Origin of the sequence: Shewanella sp. SM87 (assembly GCF_025653705.1) — a bacterium.
Lineage (GTDB): Bacteria > Pseudomonadota > Gammaproteobacteria > Enterobacterales > Shewanellaceae > Shewanella > Shewanella oncorhynchi.
Window position 1 is genome coordinate 53,387 of record NZ_JAKKSC010000019.1, and the last position, 26,170, is coordinate 79,556.

The following is a 26,170-nucleotide window of genomic DNA, read 5'->3' on the forward strand; positions in this document are numbered from 1 at the left end:
CGCCTTGCATTAGCTTCGCCAGCAACACAATTATGGTGTAGTTGGCTTCAGCGAATTTGAAGCATAAAAAAGCGACCGAAAGGTCGCTTTTTTCTTGTCTGCCGCAGAATTCTGCATGCTCTTGACGCTCTTGTATGAGCTACACCTGTGACATGCCGCCTAAGATTTAAATATTAGCGTCCTTGTAGGCTCCCATGTGTTAGAAAGATCACTGGTGCAACAATGCCCGTTCTGGTGTAACGGTTTAGTACAGAGTTATGCTTGTTCTGATATATCCCAAATACGAGACGCTGGCTGATAAAACGGAGGTGTTACAGGCTTGCCAATAAGCTATTAACAAGCTCGAAACCATACACCTCCATTGAGGTATAGTTATTATACTCAGAGACAGGGATTCGTTTAATTTCTTCCTCTCCCTTATATAGTCCTCCTGCGTAATTAAAGATCCTTAACTCGTCTTTATCTTCGGTCAGGTCTGTATGTCCAATTATCTCCCAAGAACCATTTTTTACATTTTGATTTCCAGTAAATATAACTTTCATCTCTTTCCCCATATCCATGATAGGAAGAGGGCGAAGTACGCCATCACTTTTAAAAACTTTATTATCCTTTACAAATAGGACGCAGAAACCTATTACTTGCTTAAACTTCCCTTTTGGGGCAAAAACAATTTGGCAGATGGCAAATTTACCCTCTGTAGGAATAATAAAAATATCACCTTCTTGATATCTCATTTTCACAATATTTTACCTCTTAGAATAGAAAGAGCATCACCCAGTATCTTATCACCCCAATCACAACTTTCTACTTTAGAAGGGCTAAATTGTGCCGTCCACCTTTAATGATTTGAATTTTATTTCTGCTGAGTTTAGTGCTGCGAAATAGCTTTATCATGGCTTCTAGCTACGATATTTCCCAATTGCCTGCCGCAGGCTCTCGCACTGTTACACCAGTGACTCGCCGTGGATACATCCTTGTAGGCTCTACTAAAACATCCTGTTTTAGAAGGTCACTGGTGCAACAATGCTGTGTTTGGTGTAACCATTGAATGAATAGTTATGCCTGTCTTGATATTAGTAAATTAGCTTACTGACTCGTTATTATTACCTATCCAATGACATTACTTCTCTAAATTCTTTATTTTCAGATGGTGTATCTTGAAGTGATAAAGATATTTTTTCAGTATGAAGTGATACCAGCTCATCTCCTTCAAATTTAAGGTGTTCATAACAGCGTTCCAATAGAGTCAAAGCTAAAGTTCTTGAGAAACCTATGTTTTGTAACTCAATGACCTTATAATTATTGGTTCCATATTCAAGAAAATCAGCCCAATTTACTCCTATTGTGTTACCACCTTGCCTTTCTTTTAGTAGAAGATAATAGTTATCAAAATAGTTCTTTAGTTTAAATCTGAGTACATTATCTATATCGGATATTAATTCATTTATTACAATGTTTGTATGTTGCTTGTTTGTGCGACTAAATAAAATGTTCGTTCTTAAATTGTTATCCCAAATTTCACCTTTTTTTTCATAATGATCTAGAGCATTCTTTATCATCAAGTTAAGTGGAGTCGAGTTCATCCAGCTTGATAAAATAACAGCGTAGTACTTTAATACTTCTTGTGTTCTACACATAGGATTTTTTCCTGTGGATTCCTCATGCTCCCAACCATACAATTTATAAAGTAAATTCAGTATATCTAGACAGGAGTTGTAATTGATTTCATCAGTAAGAGATATTAAATTACTATCATCAGGCATTGATAGAATGTTATTTTGGTATTTAATTTTTATCATAGGCGAAAATGATAAAATTTTATAAGGAACTATATTTTCTGTTGCTACATTACTTAAAATTTTCTTTGCAGAAGGAATTTTATCGATAAAGTTTGACCTAAGCGTCGACTCATAACCTAGCATCTCATGGATTTGTGCAATATTTGCGTAATGGTTCCAGATGTTCTTGTCATCATTTGATGCATTTTTTCTAGTGAATGGCTGATCCTTTATAGAGTTTTCGATATTTTTATAAAAATTTCCTTTTCCACTGATTAGAATAGAATCAATCGGGTTTACAATTTTATTTCGTGCAACATCTAAATCTTTGTCAGGATTTATCCATCGATTTTCTTTATGTTCTATTCTGGCGCAAATTATATTTCCAGATAATTCTTTAGTCATTCTACCGGCTCGTCCAGCTAGATTCCAGAAATCTACATCTGTAAACTTAGATAGACCTATAGCATTACTTAAAATGAATATGTTTTTAGCAGGTAAATTGACACCTTCAAGTAAAGTAGAAGTACAAAATAGATAGTCTATCCCATCTTTTCTTGAAAAAAGATCTTCAACTTTCTCTCTTATTTCATGGGGTAGGTTTCCAAAGTGGAATCCAACACCTTTTTTTAAACAATCTATTAAATAATAATCTTTATGTAAATTTTCTCTTATGACTGTAATTAATTCATTAATCTTTTTGTTGTTCCGTTCAGGTAAGTTTTTAGCAAAGTCTAGTGCATGTTCAATGGTATCTTTCTTCGTGTTGCAATATACAATGCTCTTATCTCCACGAGATAAACTAACTAGAAAATCAAAAAAGTTCTTGTTTTCAAAATTTATTGGAATATTAATATCACCTCTATACTCAGAAAAATATATACACTTTTTATCCAAAAAGTCCATGTAATATCTATTTTGAGATACAGGTGAGTTCTTTATGTTTAAATTTTCATCAGTGCTCTTGTCAAAAATACTAAGAAATAACTCTGGATTTGGAATGTTTGGGGATGCAAAAAAAAGTTTCACACTCTTTTTCTCTGCTTGCAGTATTGCATGATAATATAATGGGCTTCTAGAGTCTTTTTTAGATATTACTTTATGAGCCTCATCTATGAAGAGGTAATCTATTTTTGGATTATCCTTATTTGATAAGTAAGCTAATAGTCTTTCCGGTGTAAAAACAAAGATAAATTTAAAGTTTTCGACTTTGTAAGAAAGTGGAACTTTGGGGTAAGCTAGTATCTTGTAATTATCTACATCTGAAAAGTTGTTTTTTAGTTGACTAACTATCTGACCTATTAATGCTCTAGTTGGAACTAATATAACTAGATTGTCTGTACCTTTGTGTTCTGATATAAGGTGGCGGATAAATGCGTTTATGATAAATGATTTGCCTAAAGATGTTGGTCCAGAAAAACTAAAGTGGTTACTATTTTTCAATCTTTCAAAAATTTCATATTGAGAGTCGGTGAATATTAATTCACTATTAGGTATTTTTTGAATATCTTCCTTAACCATCTTGGATATCAATTGCTCGATAGGTAATTTGCAGTCAACATTATAATTTTCCTCAAGATATTTTATTGCTGGGAAGTTTCCTATTTTTAATAATATTGACTTTGCGAAAATTGTAAATAATTTTTCTTCTTTGTAAGTGTCAGCTAATAAACTTATTACTTTATATGCCTTATTTATAGCCTCTGGACTTTTAGATCTAGATAGAATGTCTGAAAATCGAAGGAGATCTATATATTCCTTTTCATTAAAACCTTCTTCTGTTATAAAATAAAATCTTTTAGCATTTATCAACTCAGCTTTATGTAGCAAGTATATGAAATATTCATCTTGAAGACATTCTTCAGCTAATGATTCAAAAATACTCATTCTGTAATTCCTTTTTGAATTTTCATTCTGGTGTCATTTAATTCAGTAATTGGCAGAATGTATATATAAAAGTTGTGTCCATAAAGTTGATGTTCTTCAATCTTTTTAGTAATGTGCTCAAATTTATTTTTAACTTCATTTTTTATATCATTTTTTATTTTTTCTCTAAAGTCTGAATTTGATAGTTTCTTGTCTGCATCACTAACTGTTATTTCATAACCAATAAATATTCCAAATGCATCATCTACATCGAAATCACTGTCTCTAGAGGGATAAATGATTGACTTAATTAACCTCTTTTCATCTTCAGAGAATGTTTCATTGCCAAGATGATCACTGATTAGTGATTTTTCATAAGGCAGGCCACTTTTTTTTGACCATTATTATTGATTTCATTTTTGAACTCATAGATGGACTTAAAAGCGTCAGTAATCCCTTTTGTAATACCTATTTCTGTTTTTGATTCTCCAAAGATTAATTGATAATTACCATTTTCTAGTTTAAGAAAATGAACTCCATCAGCACCATTTACGTAGTGGCTTGTCGAGGTTTTTAATTCAAGTTTTGATAAAATTTTAGGTGCTTTTAAGTGAGTTTCTAAAAAGCTATAAAGAATTAATTCGCCTAATTCACCTTTGTTTCTAATATAGTCAATGAACTTTTCTCTAGCTTTTTTACTAAGCGTTCCTGGTTTATCTTTGAATTCAGCTTTAACTGCTCTTGAAAGTGAGAAGTCAATTAAGGGGTCGAGTAAGTTTTCTTGTAAAAATTTATAGTCGAATTCATTGGCACTAATTTTCAATGAAAAGAGATTTATTTTATTTTTTTTGTGGACGTCTAGATAGTATTCTCCTAGGTGATCGAAACTATTTAGAAAATCAAAATCACGAATACTTAATTGCATATAAATCCATCATAAGTGGTCAGAGAGTGTATTTTCGTACCATCATTTCCCTACCTCGCTTTTGCTTAGGCATCTTTGGGCGACTTGGTAGATGATGGTGTCGACTTGTTGCTGGGTAAGATCTTGGGTTTTCAGTTTCGGGATCGTGCCGACTAATTGTTTGTGGTTAAGGATCGGGAACGGTGGTTTCGATTGACTTGTGACATACCAGCCGGGGAATACTAGGGCTGGGGTGGCGGCGACGGGGGAGCCTGTGGCTTTGGTTAACCATTGGCTGACCCACTTGGCCTGACGTTCGGCCTGTTCTATGGGTTTGGTTTCTGTCCACGAGGGGAAGTTTAAGCGCCCGTCTTTGTAAAATACTTTATAGCCTTTTTTATCAGAACCAGAGCTTGAGCCATTGCCATTGGTTTGGCGTAGGTCTTTGTTCCGTTTATGGCGGCCTTTGGTTTCAATGGCGAATACGCCATTTTTGCCTACGGCGAGATGGTCGATGTTAAAGCCGTCAGCTTGTACATCGTGAAACACTTGATAACCCAATGCTTGTAAGCCTATGAGTTCATTGGCTGTGGCAATTTCAGCGGTATGACCGAGGCGTAACTTGGTGAGCTTTGAAAAGTTTTTCCATGTTTTAAAGCCGCAATAGGTTAAGCCCATTAATGCTGTGATGCTTAATAACCAAGGGAATTTACCTACGGCGATATGTGCTTGAATGCTGTTGAGTGCAAAGGGGAAGCAAAAAATCACGGCTCCCATCATCATGTAGCCCATTAAATCTAATTGCAGATCTTGGATTTGCTGTTGTAATCCATAGGCGGGGATGCGGATCAACTGCTCACGATCAACGGGTAGGGTTAGCGTTGCATCGCGGTATTTAAGAAACACATGCAACACTCCAGCGCCGACAAACAGACTGGATAGAATAATTACAACGGATAATAGATTGCTGCCGAAGTCTGCCATTTACGTCCCTGAAATAAAGCGGGTCAACAGCCAATCTAATGACATAACCCGCTAATAAAATGTACTTATAATTTTGGAAAGTGGTGGCCGAGTTGTCTGCTTAGAGTTTGGGCGCATATTGCTGATTTGCTTCTTCTTCTTCCCTAAATGGCGTGCTCGATGATTGAGTTCGAGTTTGCCCTGCATTTTCCTGAGTGGTCACACTTTTTACTTTGTGGTCACACTTTAACCCGCTCTATACGGTTTAATCAATGCGCTTTATCACAATTACAGGCTGGGCCTATGTTTTATGCACTTTAGTTTTCGATTTTTTGAGTTATGCTAAATGCAACATATAAATTCGCGGGCATCTCTATGTATTTTAAAAGTATCCTTGTTTCGTTGCCTTCTGTTTACGCAATTTTGTGTGTGCTTGGTTGTGGTTTTTTCTCGGGCATCATTGTCGCCGCTGAGGTGCAATCGGCTACTTTTTCTAACGTGTTGCGTGCCGATTTTCGGCATCGTCCTCCTGAGATGGTGCTTGATGAGCGAACTAATACTATGACGAGTCCGTTAAAGGATATTCTTGAGGAAGCGGCGGCTAAGGTCGGTTATCGCGTCGAATGGAGCGCGCGTCCTTTTGCTCGCAGCATTCATGAGTTGCGGGTAGGAACGGTCGACATTGTGCCGCGCACGATACGAGACGAAGAGCGAGAGGCATTTGTAAGGTTTCTTGGTCCTATCGGCACTCAGACTCGCGATATTTTGTTTCTCGTAAAAGCCGGCGAGGAAGGACGGATTAAGTCCTATGAGGATTTGTATCAGGTTACTGTAGGGGTTAAACGGGGCACAGTTTATTTTGAGCGTTTTAATACAGATCCCGCGCTACGTAAAATTGAGTCTACCGATGATGAAAACATGGCTCGCATGTTTATCATGGGGCGTTTTGACACTATGGTGGTGCTCGATCGTGCCGCCATTGAGAATGCCTTCAAGCAGCTCGGTTACGATCGTTTTAGCTATGCCGATTACCGTCAGTCGAATCGGATCGAACATTATTTTGGTATGTCCCGTAACTCTACCCATGCTGCTATTTTCGATGAACTTAATCGGGCGCTGCTTGATATGGCTGCATCGGGCCGTGTAAAACAGATTTACCAGGCCTATGGTTTAGCCGCAGAAGTAGAATAGGCAAACAAAAACGGCCAATATTAATTGGCCGTTGTTATGATCCAGCTCTTTGCGCTAAAGCTTAACGATAAAAGGCTTCAACTGTGCCTTTTACTGTGAGCAAAAGAGGTTGGCCGCGACGGTCTAATAATTCATTATGGATGGACATTTATTTTGTTTTTATTTTGTCTGCCATTTATTTTTTTTATAAACAAAATGCTTGCTGCGATAGGGATGATTTGTTATTACTGGCGCATGAAAAAAATATACGTAAGCGCAATTAACACCACCACTACCACCACGAGAATTCTCGGGGGGTAGTTTTTTGCGTCTTTAAAAAAACCCTCTGAGCGACATCGCCAGAGGGTTTTTTTATACCTTGGTTTTGTATTTCGCTCAGATTTTACTCAGATTTTACTCAGGAGAGAATGATGAAAACACATCGCGAAATTGCAGAACAACTTGACCTATTTCACTCTGAACCACAGGCGCCGGGTATGATTTTTTGGCACCCGAATGGCTGGGCGTTATTCCGAGATATTCAAGAACACATGAGGCGCGTGTATCGCCGAAATGGTTTTGAGGAAGTGAACACGCCTGTTTTTATGAAGAAGGAGTTATGGCAAACGTCTGGGCATATGGACATGTTTGCAGAGAACATGTTTTTCGGTGGCGGAAAGGAAAACATGGATGAATATGTTTTAAAACCTATGTCTTGTCCTGCCCATATTTTGCTGTTTAAGCGCGGGGTACATAGCCATAGAGATTTGCCACTGCGACTATTTGAGTTTGGCTTGGTGCACCGTAATGAATCCTCAGGCTCGTTAAATGGTTGCCTGCGCGCACGCCAGTTCACTCAGGATGATGCCCATGTTTTTTGCTGTTGGTCTCAGGCAGAGGAGGAGATACGTGGTTTTCTCCAGCGTGCAAAGCAGGTTTATGGTGATTACGGCTACCATAATTTAGACGTAAAAATATCGACTAAACCTGAGAAGGCATTAGGCAGCGATGAGCAATGGTGCCGAGCACAAAAGCTATTGGATTCAGCCTGCCAGATTGAGGGCTTTGATGCCGAGTATCAAGCTGGCGAAGGGGCTTTTTATGGTCCCAAAATTGAATTGTCACTGACAGATTCTATGGGAAGACGCTGGCAGTGTGGCACTATCCAGTTTGATTTCAATTTGCCTGAAAGATTCGATGTTCAGTACACAAATGAGCAAGGGGAATTCGAACGGCCAGTGATTATGCACCAAGCTATGTATGGCTCTATCGAGCGTTGGTTGGGGATTCTCTTGGAAGTCTCACAGGGTAACCTTCCTGTTTGGTTACATCCTGTACCTGTTGCTATTGCCTCTGTAAATGAGTCAAACAGCCAATTTGTCCGTCAGTTAGCCGCACTATGTTTAGCACGAGACATGCGAGTGTTGGTTGATATCAGTCAACACTCAGTTGCCCGCAAAATGAAACGCTTTCACAAGCAAAAAGTGCCTTATATCTTAACGGTTGGGGATAAAGAAGAGGCCGAGAAGTGTGTGTCAGTTAAGTGCCGCAAAGACGGTGTGATGACACACATCCCTCTTTCTGAATTAGCTGACTATCTTGCGGATAAACTAGTGCGCAAACAATAACCTAAGGAAGGCGGTGTTTGTTATCTAAGGCTAGCTAGGGTTCCCACGGCTAGCCTTTACTCATTTTATGATCCGGCTCTTTGCGCTAAAGTTTAACGATAAAAGGCTTCAACTGTGCCTTTTACTGTGAGTAGCAGTGGTTGGCCGTGGCGGTCCATGATTTATTGCGGATGACCATTTATTTTTTGTTTAAATTTTTTCAAAGGTAACATTTTTAGGAGGGAAACTATTAGGTAATGATCCTGATCTTATTTTTCTTAACAATAAACCAGTCAATAGAGAGGTTATATTTTCATCAAAATATTCTACATCTGGCGATCTAGATGCGATTATTGCAGTGCCCCATGTCTCACTGTCTTTTAGATCGGAAACAACCCAAAATATGCAATCACCATTATCCGTTACGCCTATTGGTAAAAGGCCATTAATTTCTGGATAGAGGTTATATTTAAAATACTCTGGGTCTTCATTATTAAGGTAATTGAAATCCTCAATGATTGATTTCTTCTGCTCAAAAAAATCAAGGTCATAATTTGTAGTAAATGGATTGAATATCGCAATAAAATCGGCAATTCTTCCTGTGCCATAATGATTAATAAACGCAATGTAATCACTGGGAAAACTAAGACCTTCATCTATAGAAGGCCAAACGTTACCAATCCCAGATTCATTAGGGAAGTTAGGGGGAGTTAAAATGCTATTTAATACTGATAGGGTCATGATCTACATTCCCGAGGATTAAGAAGAGTAATGTTTTCAAAGAAACCATCACTATCTTGAGCGTTTACTGTTATACCTGCCGATATTCTGGAAGGACCTTTATATATTGGAGTTACCGAGACATCAACTATTTCTCCTCTCTCTCTAACGCTTTTCTCTAGCGAATCCCCAAATAAACTTAATGATATTCAAATAAGTAGGCATGCATAATGCTATTTGATTTAATCCATTTCGCCAAAAACCGACTAGATAGCTGTTCCGAATAGTCGTTCACTGCACTGGTGCAGTTTCAGCAAGTAGTATTGAATTAGTATCATTTGCTGCTAGGCAAACAAAAACGGCCAATTAGATTGGCCGTTGTTATGATCCAGCTCTTTGCACTAAAGCTTAACGATAAAAGGCTTCAACTGTGCCTTTTACTGTGAGCAAAAGTGGTTGGCCGCGGCGGTCTAAGGATTTGCTTGGCACTTTTACCCAACCTTCACTGATACAATATTCTTCGACATCAAAACGCTCTTTGCCGTTGAGCTTAATACCGATATCGTGCTCGAAAATTTCTGCCACATGGTGCGGGCTGCGTGGGTTAACGGAAAGGCGATCCGGTAAAGCAGGTAATGATGTTGTGTCGGTCATGGTCGTGATCTGTCATTGTCTATAGTGAAAAAGCGTGCGCTATTGTAGGCAATCCCAGCGCAACGCTCAAGACTTTAACTGTGACTGATTACGCGCCTTGCGTTAGCCAAGGTTAAGTTGTCCTGTTAGGACACTGCTGTTAGGACACTGCTGTTAGGACACTGTGCCGCAGCTGGAAAAGGCTTTCAGCACTCGGCCGTTTTCTCTGCCTATGACTGAGCGCAAATAAACCTTGGCTAATGTGTCGGCATTGATTGCACTAAAACCGGGAAAATAGTCCTGATAGCTCGCTAACGACTCGCTTAATACCGTTGGGCTGACAATGTTTATTCGCTGCTGTGCAGGTAATTCTCCCGCGACGGCGGTAACAAAATGCTCAAGTGCGCCATTGATTGTGGCTGCACTGATGCCATCTTTTACTGGGACATCGGCAATAATGCCACTGGTCAGTGTAAAACTGCCCCCAGTGTTGAGGTATTGGCTACCTATTTGCACTAACTGTATCTGCCCCAATAACTTACTTTGGAACCCTGTATACCAGTCTGCTTGGGTCATAACGTTGAAGGGTTTAAACACGACATCACCCATGGCCGAAATCATTGCATCGACTTTACCGATTTTTTCTAGTCCTTGATGGAGTGAATGTTCATCCCGAATGTCTATCAGGATATCCCCCGTTGTTCGCCCTACCTGAATCACTTCATGCTGAGTTGAATGAAATAAGCGGACTATGGCTTGTCCGATTGTGCCTGATGCACCCACTACGACTATTTTCATGACATGCTCCTAAATTGAGTACGAATTGAGGATAGTCTGGTTAATTAAATAGAAAAAGCGCATATAATCACCACATTGTTTCGTTAATGGATTTAATTGATGAATCTCACTCATCTGCAGTCATTTATGCTGGTTGCCAAAATGCACAGTTTTAGCGCTGCGTCTGAACAACTCGGCGCTTCTAAAGGCTTAGTGTCGCGCCATGTTAAATCCCTTGAAGATGAAATGGGTTGTCAATTACTCCACCGAACCACTCGGCGAGTATCAATGACCGAAGCAGGGCAAGCGTTATATGGTAAAGCCTGCGAAATCGAGAGGCTGGCTAATGAAGCTGGGCGTTTAGTGCAGGATTTAACGCAGGACTCCTGTGGCACTTTAAAATTCACGGCCCCAACGGAACTGGGCAAAAAATTGCTGAGTCCTATGCTGCTTCAGTTTATTGCTGAGTATCCTCAAGTGAAACTCGAACTGTGTTTTGAGCAGAATATTCAAGATGTTGAGTTCGGCAAGTTTGATCTCGCCTTAAGAACAAGCATTGCGCACAGCGATAATCTGATCGCCAGATATCTTGGCAGAATTCGTCATGTCTTAGTGGTTTCGCCCGCACATCCCGCAGCCGCAGAAGTTCGTCACCCTGATGATTTACGCCATTATCGTCTATTGTCTTCGGGCGAAACACAGTGGGTGTTTGAACCACTCGCGGGGGACAGTCTCACGCTCACTTTTGAGCCTGCACTGTGCAGTTCAAACTATGCCACTACACATCTTCTTACTTTGAGTGGTACAGGTATCGCTAGCCTGCCTTATTATTTGGTAGAGGAGGATATCGCTCAGCACAAACTCACTTTGCTCGTTCCCCAATGGCAATGCTATCCACATGAGTTGTACATGGTTTATGCCAAGCAGAGCCATTACCCAAAGAAGCTGCGCGATTTACAAAATAAGCTACAAACTTGGTGCGAAACTCACTCAAAATATGTGGGTTAATGAGTAAAAGCATAATCGCATCAAATCTTATCCGGCAGAGGGCGGAGCTTTTAGAATAAAGTGAGGCAGAGTACACTGCCGCGCATTGAATTTTTGTATTTGAATGTAAAGTCGAGCAGGCTTTTCCCATGCAGGCATAAAAGAGCGGCGATGAACCAAGCGTTATGAACGATGACATTAGTATCTCGCTGCCCTCGCTGATCCATCGAATTGGGCGGGAGGCGGTTAAACAAGCTCAAGCGATTGCAACCCTATATGATTGCGAGCTTAAGCGTGTGCGACGTTCAAGGAATTGGTGCATTGTTGGCGCGGCGATTAAGATCCAATCCTGCAGTGCGCATTTACAAAGTGAGCCATTGCTGGCGCAGCAGTTAACGGCTATAGATGGCCAGTTTGGCTATCTTATCAAAAAGTTGGAGTCAGCCTTGCTGCAACATGCGGACAAGTTAGAGCCCTTAGACGCTAAGTTGAATCGGCTTATCACAGACAATCCCGCGATCACTTTAGGTGAGTTGATGCAACTGACGCAATGCACTATCACAGAGGCCAGATTGGCACGTTTTCAAGCCGACTCTTGGTAGTTTGCTTGCTTCGCGTTCTCACTATGCGCCTCTATTGCTGGGCTGCTTTTTCTAGCACTTTTATTTGATTTTCGATTTGCTCGGCTTCAGCGGTCAGCATTGAGTAGGATCTAATATCGCCTTTTCTCTGGGCATGCATAGCTTGTTCAAGCTTGGCGTTATATTGCTGAGTTAATTTTTTTAAGGGATTTTTCTTAAATATTGAGAACATGGCCATTTCTATTGAATTGGGTATTTGGGCTTATATACGTAGGCAATGGGATTTAAGTTTTACTTTTTGAAATTAAAAAATCCCACGATCTCACAATCCTTCAATTCCACTGCCATCGGTCTCAGCAAGGCTGAGACCTTATCTTACATTTGCAGCAAACCAATGGGTTGCGATGTCTTATTTAGCTTACAACCCATTGAAAATATTTTTAAATCTTAAACTGACCGACGAGCTTACCTAGGTTAATGCCTTCCTGCGACACGGTCTGGCTGACTCTGGCAGCATCTTCGCTGGAATGGAGTAACTCATTCACTATCTCTTGGATGGCGAACACATTACGGTTGATTTCTTCGGTTACAGAGCTTTGTTCCGTGGCCGCCGTCGCAATTTGGGTGCTCATGTCGTTAATTGCCGTGACCGCCGATGTCACTGAACCAAGGCTTTCAGAAATTGCACGGGAAGAGTCTACCGAGCGCACGCAGCTTTGCTGACTTTCTTCCATCGTTTTTACTGCCAGTGCGACAAGCTTGTGCAGTTCAGTTAGCATCTCATTGATTTCTAAAGTGCTTGATTGCGTTCGGCTCGCTAAGTTACGCACTTCATCGGCCACCACGGCAAAGCCTCGGCCCTGTTCTCCGGCGCGGGCCGCTTCGATGGCGGCATTTAATGCCAATAGGTTAGTTTGCTCAGCAATACCGCCAATCACTGACAGCACGTTGTTGATTTTTTTAGACTGTTCGCTCAAAGATTGAATACTGCCCGCCGCATTGTTGATTTGCGCCATGAGAGCCGAAATTTCTTCTAAAGAAGCATCGACGCAGCGCTGAGCATTGGCTACATCGCCAGTGGCAGCGTGAGTCGCTTCAGCCACTTGCGTAGTATTTTGCGCTACTTCGCTGGCGGTGGCTGACATTTCAGTGATGGCGGTAACCACTTGATCAGTTTCATTGTTATGGCTGATGAGTTGGCTCGACATGACTTTGGTTTGATCGTGAATCGCGTTGGCGGCGGTTTTAACTTTAGCCGTCGCGTTTGCCACATCGCCTATGATGGTTTGGAGTTTATCGACAAACAGGTTAAAGGATTGACCTAGTTGTGCAATTTCATCTTCACCTTTAACAATAAGACGTTTGGTTAAATCGCCTTCGCCTTTAGCGATATCGTTTAAGTTATTCGCCATATTTTTAATGGGCGCGACCATACGTTGGGCAGTGATCAGAATAACAGCGACAGTAATCGCGGCGAGTAACAGCGCAATTAACAGAATGGCATAGGATTTTTCGATCATCTGCTCAGTGACCGTCGCACGATAATCCTCAACGACAGTGTCGATATCATCGATATAGACTCCCGTGCCTAGCATCCAGTCTGTGCCAGGGATCATCATGGAGTAACCGATTTTTTCAATTTGCTCATTGGTATTGGGTTTTTGAAAGTAGAACGAGAAGTTACCGTCCCCTTTTTTAGCGGCATCGAGTAAACCGACAATGATTTTAGTGCCGCGGGGATCTGTCATATCAATTTTATTTTGCCCTTCGAGGTTGGGCATGACGGCATGGAACAGGTTTTTACCTTGGGAGTCGTAAATAAAGAAGTAACCAGAACTGCCAAAACGGATATCACGTAGCGCTTGGTTTACATTGCCATTTTCTTTTAAAGACAACTGATACTGCACTATTCCTGCGGCAATTTCGGTGGCTTCTTTTATTTGTGTTTTACGTTCACCGATGAGCTTAGTTCTAAAGGTCGTCACTTCATCTGCAAGGGCGTTTTTTTCGACATAGTAAGAAACTGTCATGAGTACGAACAAGGTAAAAATTAAAGGGAATAACGACAACAGCAGTAATTTATTACGTAGGCTGAAATTAGACATGCTTGACGACTCCATGATGAACATCTCTTTTATTGCAGGGCAGTATAGCTAATTTCCCGCATTCTTAAGTGTTTAAGTTAACAAAAATGTAATGGAAATCGATAAAATGCGCGCTGTTGATTTATTCCAAAATTGTTAACTATGCTGTGAATCTAGGCCTTTCTTTTGATCTTTATCAACACTATATGGGCCCAATGAGTTCACTATATTAGCTAAAATTGATGCAAAATTAGCTAGAGCTGGTGCAGCCTGGTGTAGATAGTGGCGAACAGTAAGGGCAGGGTTGTGACGAATGAAAAGTTGATCCTAACGCTGAAAATCTGCATTACTGTAGGCATTTGTCTTATTGCGTTGGGCATCTACTTACATAACTTTAATGAAACTGTTGAGGCGATGGGCGTGCAAGGGATTATTATCAGCGCTATGTGTGTCGCCTTTGGCATGGCCTTGTCATTACCGACTAAGATGTATTTAACCTTTCTGTTGGTTAAGCGAGAAACTGAAAAACATCCATAATGTGTTTTTGCGCAGAGTGTTACTCTGCGACTCATTGGTTTCCTCGCCTTCTTGAAACTCAATCTAAGTACTCGCTTAACCCTGCTATTCAAACCGTCAAGCTCAGCCGTAAATGGCCTGATTATGGTTTTTAACATAATTAACCCAAGACTAATGGGCCAAAAACACCGATAATTCACCCTTAATGACTCATTACCAATGACGCGACTTGGTCGATGGGCTGCTACAGACTCGCATATTTAGTGGAAATCATATTCAATGGAAATCAAAGTTAATTTTCTCGACAATCTTAGACTTGAAGCCAAGTTTGATGATTTTACCGTGACCGCCGATCAGCCAATCCGCTACAAAGGTGATGGTTCTACCCCTAGTCCGTTTGACTATTTCTTAGCGTCGTCAGCCCTGTGTGCGGCCTATTTCGTGAAGGTATATTGCAAAGCCCGTGATATTCCAACGGATAACATTAGACTGTCGCAGAACAATATTGTCGATCCAGAAGATCGCTACAACCAGATTTTCCAAATTCAAGTTGAGTTACCCGAAGATATTTCGGAGAAAGATCGCGAAGGTATTTTGCGCTCGATTGACCGTTGTACCGTTAAAAAAGTGGTGCAAACTGGCCCAGAATTTAAAATTGAAACCGTTGAGAACCTAGATTCAGACGCCAATGCCATGTTGATGGGTCAGCCTAATGGCGCATCGAGCACCTTTATTCTGGGTAAAGATCTGCCGCTGGAGCAAACCATTGCCAATATGACGGGCATGCTCGCCGATCTTGGAATGAAGATAGAGATCTCATCATGGCGTAACATAGTGCCGAACGTGTGGTCACTGCACATTCGTGACGCCGCTTCGCCAATGTGTTTCACCAATGGTAAAGGCGCGACCAAAGAAAGCGCGCTGTGCTCGGCACTCGGCGAGTTTATTGAGCGTCTGAATAACAACTTTTTCTATAATGATCAATTCTTTGGTACCGAAATCGCCAATAGCGAATTTGTGCATTATCCCAATGAAAAGTGGTTTGCGTTAGAGGAAGACGATACGCTGCCAGCGGGTATTCTCGATGACTATTGCTTAGAGATTTATAACCCAGACGACGAGCTGTGCGGCTCGCACTTGATTGATACTAATTCGGGCAATATTAAGCGCGGTATCTGTGCGATTCCTTATACTCGTAAATCTGACGGTGAAACGGTTTACTTCCCGTCGAACCTGATTGAAAACTTGTTCTTAAGCAATGGCATGAGTGCGGGTAATAACCTGCAAGAAGCCCATGTGCAGTGCTTATCAGAGATTTTTGAGCGCGCTGTAAAACGCCAAATCATTGAGCAAGAAATTGTCCTGCCCGATGTGCCCATGTCTGTACTAGAAAAGTACCCAAGCATCCTCGCAGGCATTAACGGCTTAGAAGAGCAAGGTTTCCCGGTTGTGGTCAAAGATGCCTCACTCGGCGGCCAGTTCCCTGTGATGTGCGTCACCCTGATGAACCCGAAAACGGGTGGCGTATTTGCCTCCTTTGGCGCGCACCCAAGCTTTGAAGTGGCGTTAGAGCGCAGCCTAACTGAATTGCTGCAAGGCCGTAGCTTTGAAGGCTTAAACGATGTGCCAAAACCGACCTTTAACAGCATGGCGGTCAGCGAGCCAGAAAACTTTGTTGAGCACTTTATTGATTCAACAGGAGTGATTTCATGGCGCTTCTTTAGCAGTAAATTTGATTATGAATTCTGCGAATGGGATTTTTCTGGCACCAGCGAAGAAGAAGCCGACGGCCTGTTTGGGATCTTAGAAGCGTTAGGTAAAGAGGTGTATATCGCCGAGTTTACCGATTTAGGCGCATCGGCGTGTCGTATTTTAGTTCCTGATTATTCTGAGATTTATCCAGTTGATGACTTGATTTGGGATAACACCAATAAGGCGCTGGCGTACCGTGAAGATATCTTAAATCTACATTCGTTAAGCACTAAGCAATTGGCTAATTTGGTCAACCGTTTAGAAGAAAGCCAACTCGATAACTACACGGATATTCGCACCTTAATCGGCATTGTATTTGATGAAAATACCGTGTGGGGAAAACTGACGATTATTGAGCTTAAGATCCTGATTTATTTGGCACTCGGTGCACACGAAGACGCGATTGAGCTGGTCGGTGAGTTCCTACAGTTTAACGACAATACCGTTAAACGTGGCCTGTTCTACCAAGCCATGAATGCTGTGCTGGAAGTGACCTTAGATGAAGAGTTAGAACTTGATGATTTTATCCATAACTTCAACCGTATGTTCGGTAAAGAAGTGATGGACAACGTCGTTGGCTCAATCACAGGTAAAGTGCGTTTTTATGGTTTAACTAAGACCAGCATGCAGCTCGAAGGCATTGAGCCGCATTTAAGATTGATTGAAAGCTATAAGAAGCTGCATCAAGCCCGTAAAGCTGCGAAAAACCTGAATTAATTCTGTTATTTGGCATTAGCTTAATGTGTTTAAAAGCGAACCTTTTGGTTCGCTTTTTTGTTTGTTGCTCTTTTGATTCTCGCTTCTTATGAGCACTTGTGGCTATCACTTATTAAGGACGCTTGTTATTGCTATGTGTGGTTTGAAATGTTCAGCCCGCTTAGGCTGTATTTGATATAACTCGATTTTTGCCGTTACGTTTAGCTTGATACAAGGCGGCATCAGCCCGCTTAAGCGTTTCTTCATAGGACTTATCCAATGGTTCGATAGAAGCGACTCCAATGCTTACGGTAGCAAACAAGCCATTGACCGCATATTTTTGCAGCTCAGTGTAAAAGCAATCGCAGAGGTATTCTGCAAATTCAACCGCTTGCGAATGCTCTACCCCAGGTAGGGCAATCACAAATTCATCGCCACCAAAACGATACGCGCTATCGGTTTTTCTAAATTGAGTTCGGCAGGTTTCGGCAACCGCGATGATGATTTGATCGCCAGCATAATGACCTAACTGATCATTGATGGACTTTAAATGGTCTAAATCGAGGATCAAGATTGAGGTGGGAATACGGTGGCGCTGAAATATATCGAATTGAAAGGTTAAATCACGTTCTAAGCGGCGACGGTTATACAGCCCTGTCAGCTGATCGGTATCGCTTAGCTGACGTAGTTGCAGTTCAAGCTCATGCCGTTTGGAAATATTACTGGCGACCCAAAGCACCACAGGCTCATTATCAACCAGAAAGTCTAGTGCTTGAATGCGTCCCTCAAACCAAATGGGTTGTTCAGGGCCTATATCGGGTAAGCCTTTGACATCTTTATTGCTCAATTCATATTCTTCGATCAGTAATTTTCGGCTGGTTAATGCACTTTCGATAACCTGTAAAAAGTAATTGAGTTTGTCAGCCTTTAACACATCGCTAAGATACAAGCCGATTAGACCACTACCATCGTGGTAATAACGGTCATCTTTACCACCGAAGACGGCAATGTATTTACCACTTTTTGACAGAACAAAAGTAGGATCAGGAAGTGCATCAAGGACTAAAGCCATTTCTTCTATTTTGATCATCGATTAAAATCCCTGTGGAAAATCACCCAACCTTAAGTCCGCGTGTCCAAGTTATCATAGATAAACTACTCTTTGGCGCTTTAGCCGCGAATGCATCCTGCGAACTCATTACAATTTAGCCGCTTTTGTGGGTAACAACAAACCATAACAATATGCCGTACAATTTATTTGTCGTCGCGATTTTACCAAGGCATCAGAGCGTTCGATGGCGCAGAGTTGTATCCCTGTTGAGGCTTAAAACCTAAGTCCTGCGATCGTATCGAGTCAGTCGTGATGTCTTGAACTTTAGCGTTTGTGCTTATGTTCAAAAAGCTTCATTGCGGTGTTTAGTGGACAGATGATTTTCGAGTAGAATCTAGGGCCTTAATTGTGGTTTTAATTTTACACAGGGATTTATAATGCATACTGCAGATGATTTTATTGAACATTTAGCGCTAGAGCAGCATGTTGAAGGCGGTTATTACCGCTCATCCTATCGTTCAGAAACGGTATTTGATCAGACTCGGGCATTATGGAGCAGTATCTATTTTTTGCTGCGTACGGGAGAGGTTTCCCATTTCCATCGTCTGACAGCTGATGAAATGTGGTATTTCCATGCGGGGCAATCGCTGACGATTTACATGATTGATCCTGATGGGGTGCTCACGACGGCGCAATTAGGGCTTAATTTAGCTGCGGGCGAGCGGCCACAGTTTTTAGTCCCTAAGGGCTGTATCTTTGGTTCAGCCATGAATCAAGATGGTTTTTCATTAGTGGGCTGCATGGTATCGCCTGGTTTTACCTTTGATGATTTTGAGCTGTTTAGCCAACAAACTTTGTTAGCCCAATATCCACAGCATAGTGACATCATCCAACGTCTGAGCCGTTAGGGGGGGGCTAAAGTCAGTTAAATTTAGCTAGTTGATTTGTTAAATGGTAACTTGGTTGGCATTGCCTCATTCGGCAAAACCAAGGTCGCTCTGAGTCATTAAATTTGACTCAATAGTAAGATATCCCCGCGACAAGGCTTGTCTATTGGCGTTTAACCACGTAAAACATGCTTTTTGGCGTACCTCTATGTACCAAGTGTTATGGAGTAATTGAATTTGGAACACTTAGTGTGGGAGCTCGATCCTGTATTAATCTCGTTTATGGGACTAAAAATACATTGGTATGGAGTCCTGTTTGCTCTTGCTATTACTGCTGGTTTTCAGGTGATGAAGCGGATTTATATCAAGGAAAATCTCGATCTTGAGTCCCTTGATAATTTACTGATTTATTGTGTGGTTGGCATTATTGTGGGCGCGCGTTTGGCCCATTGTATGTTCTACGATCCGACTTATTACTTTGCTCATCCGCTTAAGATCTTGGCGATTTGGGAAGGCGGACTTGCCAGCCACGGTGGTGGTTTAGGCGCGATTCTGGCCTTGTATTATTACCAACGTAAAGTGAAGCTACCCTTCCTGTTTTTGTTGGACAGACTCGCTATCGCCACCGCCATTTTTGGCTTTTTTGTGCGTATGGCAAACTTTGCCAACTCAGAAATTTTAGGCGATCCTACGGCTCAACCTTGGGGCATTATATTTGCCCGTGTCGACATGTTGCCAAGACATCCAGCACAGCTCTATGAGGCTTTCGCTTATTTAGCTATCTTTATTGGTCTGTATGCTTTGTATCAATACACGCAGATTAAACAAAGACATGGGGCTATTTTCGGCCTGTTTCTGGTATCGGTGTTTAGTGCGCGAATTGCGATTGAGTCGATTAAAGTTAGCCAAGCGGCTTACTCTGAAACTTTCTTAAGTGCGGGACAACTTCTGAGCTTACCGTTTTTAGCCGTAGGTATAGTCTTGTTGTTCTTGGCGTATCGAAAGAAAACCGTTTAAATTTAAATATCAAACGGTTAAAAAAGGCTTTCTATCTTGATAGAAAGCCTTTTTTATGAATGAATTAATCATCAAGTATGACGTTAGGCTCTCTTCACTATATTAGTCACCTGCACCATGGCATCCCGAGCGGAACGGCTCACGCCCGAGAGTTGGAAGAAACCATGGATGACGCCAAGATAACGACGGCAGTGGGCATTGACGCCAGCCTCTAATAGATTCCTAAATAGCTGTTCACCTTCATCGACGAGCGGATCGAATTCGGCGGTGATGATATGGGTTTCGGGTAAGCCTGCTAAGTCATCACGGCGTAGTGGACTGGCTTCTGCATCGGTTCTGGGGTGCCAATCTAAATACAGATCGAAACCTGTGAGCAAGGTGTCGCGGGTGATGATGTATTTCTCGCCATTGTCGCTATAGCTTTGGCTCTTCGCGGTGGCATCGAGCATAGGATAGATAAGCACTTGTTTGTGTGGCAACCATTGCCCTTTGGCTTTTAAACGCAGGCAAGTGACTAGGGCTAAATGGCCGCCGGCGCTGTCGCCCATTAGGGTGATTTTGGTGTTATCACCGCCCCATTGGTGGCAATGTTGATAGATGACTTCTGCGGCATGGCAGGCATCGTCGTGGGCTGCGGGATAAACATGTTCTGGGGCGAGGCGATAGCGAACGGCGATCACCAGTGCGCCAGAATCATTGGCGAGTTTTCGCAGTTGTTGATTGTGGGTTTCAACGCCGCCACTGATAAAACAGCCACCATGGTAGTAAATGACGATAGGTAAATTGTCTGCCGCCGAGGGTTTAAACAGAGTTAATTCTGCCCCCTCGATGGAAATAGATCTAACCTCGAACACCTCTTCAGGCTCACCTGCGAGTACAGTGCTGGCGATATAACCTTGCCTACGTTGCTCAATGGTTTGCTCTCGCACCGATGGGCAACCCGCCGCGATAAACTCGCTAACCAATTGTTTAATTCCCTCTTCTAAATAGAGTTGGCTCATTTAATACTCCCTCAATTTTTAGTGCGCTCGGCTGTTCTGCAATGGGCTGAGTTTATCGGCAGCTTAATTGAATTGGTAGCCTAGATTCACACTCAGCCATGAGCTCTATCATGATTGCGGAAATTAACTTTGGTATTAACTCAGTAATGAATACGGTTGCAGTCGGCATCTTTTTCACTATTACAGATTGAGTTGTAGGGTGTCTTGTAAGAAAATTACCAACTTAATTGACTGTCAGGCTTAATGCGCTTAAATGTCCGCCTGATTGTGCGTTCGATAGCACTTTGATGTCTATTTGTGAAAGTGGGTTTCAGTCTCTTGGCTAAAATATAGGTTGCCAAGATGCTGTTTGAGCGACACATTGAGCCAGCGACCACACTCGTTATTCGTTCTCTATTTGCAGGAATCTTTCGTGGCAAAAGCACCCAAAACATTGCAACAGCGTATGGGCATAGTTGCCCTGACGTGGCCGATTTTTATCGAGACCTTGCTGCAATCTCTGCTTGGGATCAGCGATATCTTTATGCTGAGCCATTATTCCGATAATGCGGTTGCCGCAGTGGGACTCACGACTCAGTTGATGTTCTTCATGATGGTCATGTCCATGATGGTGAGTACGGGCGCAAGTATTTTGATTAGCCAAAGCAATGGGGCAGGCCAACCGCAGCAGGCTGTCGATATCGGGGTGGCGAGTGTCGTATTGAGTTTGGTATTAGCCTTGGTCATGGGCGCATCTATGTTCTTTGGTGCTAAGGGCATTATCGGCTTATTTGCACTTGAGCACGATGTGGCTGGTTTTGGATATGACTATTTGGTGATTTGCGGCAGCTTGAGCATAGGGCTAGTGATGAACATTGCCTTCGCCGCTATTTTGCGTAGTTACGGTTTTACCCGCTCGGCCATGTTAGTGACCTCGAGCACGGGCTTAATGAACGTGATCGGTAATTATATTGCCCTGTATTCACCCTTTGGTTTACCTGTTTATGGGGTAACAGGAGTGGCGATATCGACAGTGACCAGCCAGATCATCGGTGCGTTTATCATGCTGATGGTGATCCGGCATAAGCAAATCCCGCTGCCACTGCAAAGACTTAAGCTCTTACCGCGCAGCACTTATTGGAGTGTGATGCGTATTGGCCTGCTCAATGCTGGCGAGATGCTGTCTTACAATGTGGCTCAGATGACCATCATCTACTTTATCAGCCAGATGGGCACTTTATCGCTCACGGCCTACACCTATGGCTTGAACATTAGCCGTTTTATCTATTGTTTTGCAGTCGCACTTGGGCAGGCGACGCAAATCCAGACCGGATATTATGTGGGTAAACAATGGTTCGATGAAATCACCACTCGGGTGCAGCGTTACTGTTTGGTGGGCTTTATGGTTTCCCTTGGTATCGTCTTAGTATTCTACTGGCAGCGATTCACTATTGTTGGCTGGCTAAGTGAAAACGAAGAAGTCATCCAACTAACAGCGTTATTGCTGGCAGGTTCAATCGCGCTCGAAACAGGGCGAGTATTTAATCTGGTGATAATTTCGGCATTAAAAGGCGCGGGTGATGTGGCGTTCCCTGTGCGGGTTGGCCTCTTTAGCATGTGGGGCATTGGCGTGCTATTGGCATGGTTCTTTGGCTTGCATTTAGGTTACGGCGTGCTTGCAGCATGGCTTGCCGTTGCGGCAGATGAATGGATCCGCGGCCTGATTATGGTGTATCGCTGGCGCTCGTGCCGCTGGCAGCGTTTTACGCGTATTCCGCCAGTAACCCCAGCTTAAACTGTTCTGATATCAAAAGATCAACGCTTATTGTTTGCCCCATTTACCCGATTTCAGCAGTTCATTTTTAAATTGTAGATACCTTGGGTGCCCTTCATAGGTTTCGATTTCCATAGTGCTATAAGGGGCAAAAATAGCCCCTGGAATTTGGCATCCTCTAGTAAGAACGTCTTCTAATGAGGGCATAAAACATTCTTTAATCGGGTCAAAATGGATTTTATAACTGGCATAGCCGCGCGCAACAAATCTATCGGTTATGGTTTTGAATAGCTGTCCAAAAGGTGTATCGAGCGTCTCTGGCGTGGAGTAATAAAAGCCTTGTCCGTACCAGTAGAGTAATAAGGCGGTACCTGCGTCGCAGAGTGGATGTTCGATAATCGCCCTGACCATGTCGGGATCATCGTTATCCCAATTCAAGTTGGCCGCGACAAAATGCAATTCCTCCATACTTTGTAAGTCACTGATACAGGTGATTTGTGTCGCCGCTTTGCCAAAGTAGGTACTGTCTTGATGTAAAAAGTCGTAATCGGGATTGGCGAGTAATTTGGCGAGTTGTTGTTGATTGGCAAAACAGCCAAATTCTGCGCATTCATAGGCGCGAATAAATTGTTCCTGGGAGAGTAATTTAGCCAAGGGAATCCTTTCTTTTATAGAAAATACAGTTTATAAAAAATACAACGCCAGCCTTTACGTAGTAAAAGGCTGACATAGAATAAAAGGAGCGTAAAACGTTACGCTTGCTGTTGCAGCAGGGTACGGCACAGCTTAATAAAGTCGGATGAAGTGACGATACCGAGTACCTTTTTATCAACATCGACAACGGGCAAGCAGCCGAGTTTGTTTTCGATAAAATATTCCACCACCACAGTTAAGGGCTCGTCGGCGGTAAGATGCTGAAAGTCTTGGTCCATCACGGTTTTGATCGGCGTGTATCGCTCCTTACGATCGAGCGCGCCTTGGCCGTATTTATTCAACATAGTCATCACGCTGGCGATCATCTTTTTATGGGTGAGTACGCCAACGAGGGTGCCATCCATTTCAGATATCACAGGTAAGTGGCGTACGCCACGGGTTTGCATCAGATGGTGGGCATCTTTCAAGCTGGCGCCATCGCTGATGCAAATGACTTGATCACTCATAATATCGCTGACTTTCATTGTTAAATTCCTTTTCTTGCCATTCTTAGGCGTGCATTTAACACGCTGCGTTAGCCTGCACCGATGTTAGCAGCTTCCTTGTTCGCTGCGCTAGCCCTGCTTAAATAAAGTACGCCATTCAGTATAAGTATTTGAATTGATAGAAATCATAAAAGGCTGACAAAGGTGTCACAAATGTGTAACAGTGATGTCTCACAATCGGGGTCTCATTAGACCTCATACCAGTGAAGCCTTTTCTAACAAGGAATAATAATAATGAATCGTACCGTAACTCGTCGTGACTTTTTGGCTATGTCGGCCAAAGGTGTTGGCGTTGCTGTGATCTCTTACGGCTTGATGGGCTGTAGTGATAGTAATGATGATAATTCTGTACCCGCGCAATTTTTACATGGGATTGCCAGTGGCGATCCGGCAGTCGATGCCGTGATCCTCTGGACTCGTGTCACGCCTGAGTCTGAGAGCGATGTAAAAGTGAGTTGGCAAGTGGCAAGCGATGCGGCCTTTAGTCAATTAGTGACTACAGGTGAGACTGTCACTAATGCAAGCCGTGACTACACGGTTAAGATTGATGCCCGTGGTTTACGTGCCGGGCAAACCTACTTTTATCGCTTTATGACGGGTGATAAAACCTCAGTTGTGGGTAAAACCCGCACTCTGCCTGAGGGTGACGTTAGCTCAGTCAAATTAGCCGTGATGTCCTGTGCTAACTTTCCTGCCGGTTATTTTAACGTCTATGAGTTAGCGGCGGCGCAGGATGATTTAGATGCTGTGGTGCATTTAGGCGATTACATCTATGAATATGCCCGCGGTGGTTATGCCAGTGAGCATGCTGCCGAATTGGGCCGTGAAGTGTTACCCGCCAATGAGTTGCTGACGTTGAGTGATTACCGCACTCGCCATGGTCAGTACCATACCGATGCGAGTCTGCAAAAGTTACACGCAAAAGTGCCTTTTATCACAGTGTGGGATGACCATGAAGTGGCCAATGATACTTGGCGTGATAGTGCCGAGAATCACAACGAAGGCGAAGGGGATTTTGCCGTTCGTAAAGAAGCGGCACTACAAGCTTATTTCGAGTGGTTACCGATTCGCCCATGGCGTGAAGGGAACCATGAAGAGATTTACCGCAGCTTCAGTTACGGCAATCTCGTCGATCTGCATATGTTGGATACTCGCGTATTAGCCCGTGATAAACAGCTCGATTATGCCGATTATATGGATCCTACCACGGGTTCGTTTGCGGGAGAGCGTTTCCTTGCTGATGTCACTTCGACCACTCGCACTATGCTGGGGCTGACGCAATTATTATGGCTGCAGGGCACATTGCTACAGTCGACAGGCAAGTGGCAAGTACTGGGACAGCAGGTATTAATGGGTAAGATGTCATTGCCTGCTGCGATTGCCACTCAGCAGATGAGCATTCCTCAATTTGCTATGTTAGGGGCTTTAGCTAAGTTAGCGGCCCGTGCGGCGGCAAATGATCCCACGCTTACTGCCCAAGAGCTGCAATATCTTCAAGCCAATCAAGCCTTACTCACGCCAGAAGTTATCGGACTGCTGCAATTACCTGCAATCCCGTACAACTTAGATGCTTGGGATGGTTATGCCTATGAGCGTGAAGTGATTTTAGGTACGGCTAAATCGAAAAATCTTAACCTAGTTGTGATCGCGGGTGACACCCATAATGCATGGGCAAACGAGCTTAAAGACGTGCAAGGCGATACTGTGGGTGTTGAGTTTGCGACTAGCTCAGTATCATCGCCAGGCCTTGAATATTACTTGAATCTGCCAGCGGAACAGATCCCCGCGACCGAGGCGGCAATCGTCGAGTTAGTGCCAGATCTTAAGTACGCTAACTTAAAAGACCGAGGCTTTATGACGCTCACCTTTACCGCTGATGAGGTGCGCAGCGACTGGCATTATGTGGATACCATTTTGTCGAAGGATTTCCAAGTCGCAACGGCCCGTGGTTATAGCGCTAAGGCAAAAGTAGGCGAGCATGTGATTACGCCTATCGTTTAATGCGGTATTGTTCGCTTGTTTATCGGCCACCTTAGGGTGGCCTTTTTGTTGCTTTTGGCTTTAAAAGGCAAAATAAATGTCTGTTGTCACGCAAGTTCTTACTATTACTGCAGCACATCGCATTTTTTTGGTATAAAATTCGCTCCCAAAATTCGGCGGCTGCCTACACTTGCTAAGGCAAAGCTGTTCTAGTGTTTTGGGAACCTTTACCCGCCGAACAGACCTTA

24 protein-coding genes and 1 pseudogene are annotated in these 26,170 nt (G+C 42.8%); 10 read left to right on the forward strand and 15 right to left on the reverse strand.

Annotated elements, in window-relative coordinates; all coding sequences use genetic code 11:
• Window positions 1-311 precede the first annotated feature (311 nt).
• From L5M11_RS15465 to L5M11_RS15480, 5 genes are all read right to left on the reverse strand, one after another.
• The gene (locus L5M11_RS15465) at window positions 312-734 is read right to left on the reverse strand and encodes an immunity 26/phosphotriesterase HocA family protein (protein WP_258547597.1); all 423 of its coding nucleotides are present in this window, start codon (window positions 732-734) and stop codon (window positions 312-314) included.
• Between the two features lie 369 nt (window positions 735-1,103).
• Window positions 1,104-3,665 (reverse strand): DEAD/DEAH box helicase, encoded by a 2,562-nt coding sequence (locus tag L5M11_RS15470; protein WP_263145643.1) that lies wholly within the window; start codon window positions 3,663-3,665, stop codon window positions 1,104-1,106.
• On the reverse strand, window positions 3,662-4,027 hold the full coding sequence (locus tag L5M11_RS24000; protein ID WP_411569291.1) for a Hachiman antiphage defense system protein HamA: 366 nt from the start codon (window positions 4,025-4,027) through the stop codon (window positions 3,662-3,664). Before L5M11_RS24000 ends, L5M11_RS15470 begins: the two co-directional genes overlap by 4 nt.
• Complete coding sequence (locus L5M11_RS15475; RefSeq protein ID WP_263192668.1) at window positions 4,006-4,569, reverse strand: DUF1837 domain-containing protein; 564 nt, start codon at window positions 4,567-4,569, stop codon at window positions 4,006-4,008. The genes L5M11_RS24000 and L5M11_RS15475 overlap by 22 nt, the downstream gene beginning before the upstream one ends.
• Before the next feature lie 42 nt (window positions 4,570-4,611).
• Complete coding sequence (locus L5M11_RS15480) at window positions 4,612-5,532, reverse strand: nuclease-related domain-containing protein (protein WP_263192671.1); 921 nt, start codon at window positions 5,530-5,532, stop codon at window positions 4,612-4,614.
• Window positions 5,533-5,886: 354 nt separating this feature from the next.
• Between L5M11_RS15480 and L5M11_RS15485 the strand changes: the two genes are divergently transcribed.
• On the forward strand, window positions 5,887-6,702 hold the full coding sequence (locus L5M11_RS15485) for a substrate-binding periplasmic protein (protein WP_259583293.1): 816 nt from the start codon (window positions 5,887-5,889) through the stop codon (window positions 6,700-6,702).
• Window positions 6,703-6,763: 61 nt separating this feature from the next.
• Here the strand turns inward: L5M11_RS15485 and L5M11_RS23900 are convergent.
• A pseudogene (locus L5M11_RS23900) lies at window positions 6,764-6,832 on the reverse strand (DUF3297 domain-containing protein); the annotation flags it as partial.
• 238 nt (window positions 6,833-7,070) lie between these two features.
• Between L5M11_RS23900 and thrS the strand changes: the two are divergent.
• Window positions 7,071-8,309, forward strand: a complete 1,239-nt coding sequence (gene thrS, locus L5M11_RS15490) for a threonine--tRNA ligase (RefSeq protein ID WP_263192685.1) — start codon at window positions 7,071-7,073, stop codon at window positions 8,307-8,309.
• A 189-nt stretch (window positions 8,310-8,498) separates the two neighbouring features.
• Here the strand turns inward: thrS and L5M11_RS15495 are convergent, their stop codons facing one another.
• The 3 genes from L5M11_RS15495 to L5M11_RS15505 form a co-directional block, all read right to left on the reverse strand.
• Window positions 8,499-9,029, reverse strand: coding sequence for an SMI1/KNR4 family protein (locus L5M11_RS15495; RefSeq protein WP_113939082.1), 531 nt, complete (start codon window positions 9,027-9,029; stop codon window positions 8,499-8,501).
• Window positions 9,030-9,416: 387 nt separating this feature from the next.
• On the reverse strand, window positions 9,417-9,662 hold the full coding sequence (locus L5M11_RS15500; RefSeq protein WP_006080205.1) for a DUF3297 family protein: 246 nt from the start codon (window positions 9,660-9,662) through the stop codon (window positions 9,417-9,419).
• A gap of 153 nt (window positions 9,663-9,815) precedes the next feature.
• The gene (locus L5M11_RS15505; protein ID WP_263192674.1) at window positions 9,816-10,439 is read right to left on the reverse strand and encodes a short chain dehydrogenase; all 624 of its coding nucleotides are present in this window, start codon (window positions 10,437-10,439) and stop codon (window positions 9,816-9,818) included.
• A gap of 99 nt (window positions 10,440-10,538) precedes the next feature.
• On the opposite strand from L5M11_RS15505, the gene L5M11_RS15510 reads away from it, so the two are divergent.
• Complete coding sequence (locus L5M11_RS15510) at window positions 10,539-11,426, forward strand: LysR family transcriptional regulator (RefSeq protein WP_263192675.1); 888 nt, start codon at window positions 10,539-10,541, stop codon at window positions 11,424-11,426.
• A 164-nt stretch (window positions 11,427-11,590) separates the two neighbouring features.
• Window positions 11,591-12,007, forward strand: a complete 417-nt coding sequence (locus L5M11_RS15515; protein WP_263192678.1) for a ribosome recycling factor family protein — start codon at window positions 11,591-11,593, stop codon at window positions 12,005-12,007.
• 31 nt (window positions 12,008-12,038) lie between these two features.
• Here L5M11_RS15515 and L5M11_RS15520 read toward each other — a convergent pair whose 3' ends face one another.
• Complete coding sequence (locus L5M11_RS15520) at window positions 12,039-12,218, reverse strand: DUF6435 family protein (RefSeq protein WP_261273491.1); 180 nt, start codon at window positions 12,216-12,218, stop codon at window positions 12,039-12,041.
• 208 nt (window positions 12,219-12,426) lie between these two features.
• On the reverse strand, window positions 12,427-14,091 hold the full coding sequence (locus L5M11_RS15525) for a methyl-accepting chemotaxis protein (RefSeq protein WP_263192680.1): 1,665 nt from the start codon (window positions 14,089-14,091) through the stop codon (window positions 12,427-12,429).
• A 285-nt stretch (window positions 14,092-14,376) separates the two neighbouring features.
• Between L5M11_RS15525 and L5M11_RS15530 the strand changes: the two genes are divergently transcribed.
• Window positions 14,377-14,607: a hypothetical protein gene (locus tag L5M11_RS15530; protein ID WP_113939077.1), complete on the forward strand. Its 231-nt coding sequence runs from the start codon at window positions 14,377-14,379 to the stop codon at window positions 14,605-14,607.
• 258 nt (window positions 14,608-14,865) lie between these two features.
• A complete protein-coding gene (locus L5M11_RS15535; protein WP_263192681.1) occupies window positions 14,866-17,055 on the forward strand; it encodes an OsmC domain/YcaO domain-containing protein in 2,190 nt (729 codons plus the stop codon).
• Between the two features lie 160 nt (window positions 17,056-17,215).
• Here L5M11_RS15535 and L5M11_RS15540 read toward each other — a convergent pair whose 3' ends face one another.
• Complete coding sequence (locus L5M11_RS15540) at window positions 17,216-18,124, reverse strand: GGDEF domain-containing protein (protein ID WP_263181927.1); 909 nt, start codon at window positions 18,122-18,124, stop codon at window positions 17,216-17,218.
• A gap of 398 nt (window positions 18,125-18,522) precedes the next feature.
• Here L5M11_RS15540 and L5M11_RS15545 point away from each other — a divergent pair, with 398 nt between their 5' ends.
• Both L5M11_RS15545 and lgt read left to right on the forward strand, forming a co-directional pair.
• Window positions 18,523-18,993, forward strand: a complete 471-nt coding sequence (locus L5M11_RS15545; protein WP_113939074.1) for a cupin domain-containing protein — start codon at window positions 18,523-18,525, stop codon at window positions 18,991-18,993.
• Between the two features lie 216 nt (window positions 18,994-19,209).
• Window positions 19,210-19,989: a prolipoprotein diacylglyceryl transferase gene (gene lgt / locus L5M11_RS15550; RefSeq protein WP_263182009.1), complete on the forward strand. Its 780-nt coding sequence runs from the start codon at window positions 19,210-19,212 to the stop codon at window positions 19,987-19,989.
• A gap of 83 nt (window positions 19,990-20,072) precedes the next feature.
• On the opposite strand, the gene L5M11_RS15555 is transcribed toward lgt, so the two are convergent.
• Window positions 20,073-20,990: an alpha/beta hydrolase gene (locus L5M11_RS15555; protein ID WP_263169455.1), complete on the reverse strand. Its 918-nt coding sequence runs from the start codon at window positions 20,988-20,990 to the stop codon at window positions 20,073-20,075.
• A 412-nt stretch (window positions 20,991-21,402) separates the two neighbouring features.
• On the opposite strand from L5M11_RS15555, the gene L5M11_RS15560 reads away from it, so the two are divergent.
• Window positions 21,403-22,764 (forward strand): MATE family efflux transporter, encoded by a 1,362-nt coding sequence (locus L5M11_RS15560; protein ID WP_263181928.1) that lies wholly within the window; start codon window positions 21,403-21,405, stop codon window positions 22,762-22,764.
• A 27-nt stretch (window positions 22,765-22,791) separates the two neighbouring features.
• On the opposite strand, the gene L5M11_RS15565 is transcribed toward L5M11_RS15560, so the two are convergent.
• Both L5M11_RS15565 and L5M11_RS15570 read right to left on the reverse strand, forming a co-directional pair.
• Window positions 22,792-23,397, reverse strand: a complete 606-nt coding sequence (locus tag L5M11_RS15565; RefSeq protein WP_263181930.1) for a DUF4274 domain-containing protein — start codon at window positions 23,395-23,397, stop codon at window positions 22,792-22,794.
• Window positions 23,398-23,495: 98 nt separating this feature from the next.
• Window positions 23,496-23,921, reverse strand: a complete 426-nt coding sequence (locus tag L5M11_RS15570) for an HPP family protein (protein ID WP_263192683.1) — start codon at window positions 23,919-23,921, stop codon at window positions 23,496-23,498.
• Window positions 23,922-24,176: 255 nt separating this feature from the next.
• Here L5M11_RS15570 and L5M11_RS15575 point away from each other — a divergent pair, with 255 nt between their 5' ends.
• Window positions 24,177-25,943, forward strand: coding sequence for an alkaline phosphatase D family protein (locus tag L5M11_RS15575; RefSeq protein WP_263181933.1), 1,767 nt, complete (start codon window positions 24,177-24,179; stop codon window positions 25,941-25,943).
• The last annotated feature ends 227 nt before the right edge of the window (window positions 25,944-26,170 follow it).